This is a genomic window from bacterium, assembly GCA_030654305.1.
Taxonomy (GTDB): Bacteria; Krumholzibacteriota; Krumholzibacteriia; order LZORAL124-64-63; family LZORAL124-64-63; genus PNOJ01.
In genome coordinates this window covers 1-2,366 of sequence record JAURXS010000140.1, presented here as the reverse complement: position 1 = coordinate 2,366, position 2,366 = coordinate 1, and the positions used below count along the sequence as shown (strand labels likewise).

Here is a 2,366-nt window from a genome sequence, read left to right as displayed (position 1 = left end):
ATGGCCCTGGCCCCGTCCATGGGCAGCAGGGTGGCGTCGCCGGGGATCGACAGGTCGCAGAGCCACAGGCCGTCCTGCGCGGAGACCGCCAGCAGGCGGTCGTGGAGCACGACCTGGCGCGGCATCGTCATGATCAGCGTGGCGTCCTGGATGATCGCCGCGGGATCGCTCACGTTCAGCACGTGCACGATGTTGTTGTAGGGCTCGGCGATGCAGGCGGTGTACCCGGACACGGCCACGTCGATGACATTGCCGCCGCCGGGGAACGACCCCAGGCCGGCCGGGTGCAGCGGGTCGGCGACGTCCACGACGACCAGGCCGCCGGTCTGCGCGGCGACGTAGGCGCGGTCGCCCACCACGGCGATCGCGTGCGAGCTGCCGGGAATCGCGAAGGTCGCGACCACGACCGGCGCCGCCGGGTCCACCAGGTCGACGACCATCATGCCGGCGTTGCCGGCGGAGACGTAGGCGTAGCGGCCGGAGACGGCGACGTCCTCGCTCCAACCCTCCAGGACGGTCGTTCCGAGCAGGACCGGCGCCGCTGGATCGGCCACGTCGATGGTCGAGAACTCCTCGGCGGCGGCGGCGACCAGCAGCGTGCCCTGGCGGTCGAGGGCGAGACCGCCGACCGCCGTGAAGCCGATCTGGAGCGGCGCCGCCGGATCCTGCAGGTCGTAGACGTTGATGCCCTGGTAGGTGGGCAGGTAGGCGATCAGCCCATCGGTCAGGAGGTCGTTGAGGTTGATGAACTGCGAGCCGATGTTCGTCGTCACGGCCGGTGCGACGTCGAAGCTGCGGTGGCGCATCACCTTCAGGCCGGCCGTGGCGTCGGCGACCAGGGTGTGCTCCGACATGACGCACACGCCGCTGGCCAGCCCCGGCGTGTCGGCGGCCTGTACCTGTTGGATGGACGCGGGGTCGGAGACGTCCAGGACCAGCACGCCGGCGCCGGAGTCGGCCACGTGCAGGAAGCGGCCGTCGAGTGCGAGGCCGCGCGCCTGGCCGGGGGTGTCGAAAGAGCCGAGCAGCGACGGCGCCGTGGGCGCGCTCGCGTCCAGCACGTGCACGCCGTAGCCGTAATCGGCGAGGTACACCCGCCCGCCTGACGCCAGGACGTCGTAGCAGGTGCCCGGCGTGTCGTAGAGGCCGACCAGGACCGGGGCGGAGGGATCGGCGGCGTCGATCACGCGCAGGCCGGCGGGTCCGTCGGCGACGAAGACCCAGCGGCCGGCGAACACGGCGTTGTAGGCGGTGCCGGGCGTGTTGAACAGGGAAAGCTCGACGGGGTTCTCCGGATCGGTCACGTCCAGGAACTGCACGCCGAGGGTCCCGACCGCCAGGACCGCCACGTCGCCCTGCACGTCGATCGAGTACGTGAAGCCGCCGGCGGAGATCGTGCCGGCCCCGACCGGATCGGCGGGGTCGCCCACGAACACGGCCTGATAGCCGGTGGCGCCGTCGGCGAGCAGCGCGTACGGCGGGTGCAGCGCGACGTCCATCGCGGTGCCGGGCGAGTCGAACGTCCCGACCAGGGACGGCCACGCGGGATTGGACAGTTCCACGATGTGGAGCCCCGCGGCGGAATCCGCGACGAAGGCGAGCCGATCCACCTGCGCGACCGCGGTGGCGCTGCCGGGGGTGTCGAGGGCGCCGACCGTCGCGAGTTCGAGGCGCGGCAGCTCCAGCCGACCGGCGGCGGTGTCCCAGTCGGCGGTCGTGTTGGCGGCGTCGCGGCCCAGGAGGCTGGAGAAGTCCTGGGTCCAGCGCCATGGGGTGGTGCCGGCCAGGGCCGGCGTGGCGGCGTGGAACGTGCAGAAGGCGACGGCGAACACGAGGGACACCGTGGCGAAACGGCGCATGACTCCTCCTTGAGCAACGCGAGGCCGGTGTCGTTCCGTGTTGTGCGCGGTCCGGCGGGGACCGGTTTCCACGCCGATCCATAGCGTGAAGCACCGCGGAGAGCAACGATTATCAACGGGTTGCCGTCAGTCGCGGTGGTAGGGATGGCCGCGCAGGATGGCCAGGCCGCGGTAGATCTGCTCGAGCAGCAGGAAGCGGGCGGTCTCGTGGGTGAAGGTCAGCGGAGACAGGGATAGCAGCCGGTCGGCGCGTCCGCGGGCCGCCGGCGACAGGCCGTCGGGCCCGCCGATCAGGAAGGTGAGCGAGCCGTGCGCGCCGAGCAGGGCGGCCAGATCGCGCGAGGACATGGCGTCGCCGCGCTCGTCCAGGGCGACGGTCAGGCCGTGTCCCGAAGCTGGCCCGAGGCGGGCCAGCATGGCCGCGCCCTCCCGCTCGGGGCCCTGGTCCTTCAGCTCGACGATCTCGAGATCCGACCAGGGGCGGATCCGCTGCGCGAATTCGTTCGC

Annotated in this window: 2 protein-coding genes; both read right to left on the bottom strand. The window is 71.9% G+C overall.

The features are described 5' to 3' along the window. Positions 1 to 1,859 (bottom strand): hypothetical protein (locus Q7W29_03690; GenBank protein ID MDO9170914.1); only part of this gene is annotated, 1,859 nt, incomplete at its 3' end. Positions 1,860 to 1,985: 126 nt separating this feature from the next. Then, positions 1,986 to 2,366 (bottom strand): 23S rRNA (pseudouridine(1915)-N(3))-methyltransferase RlmH (locus Q7W29_03685; protein MDO9170913.1); only part of this gene is annotated, 381 nt, incomplete at its 5' end.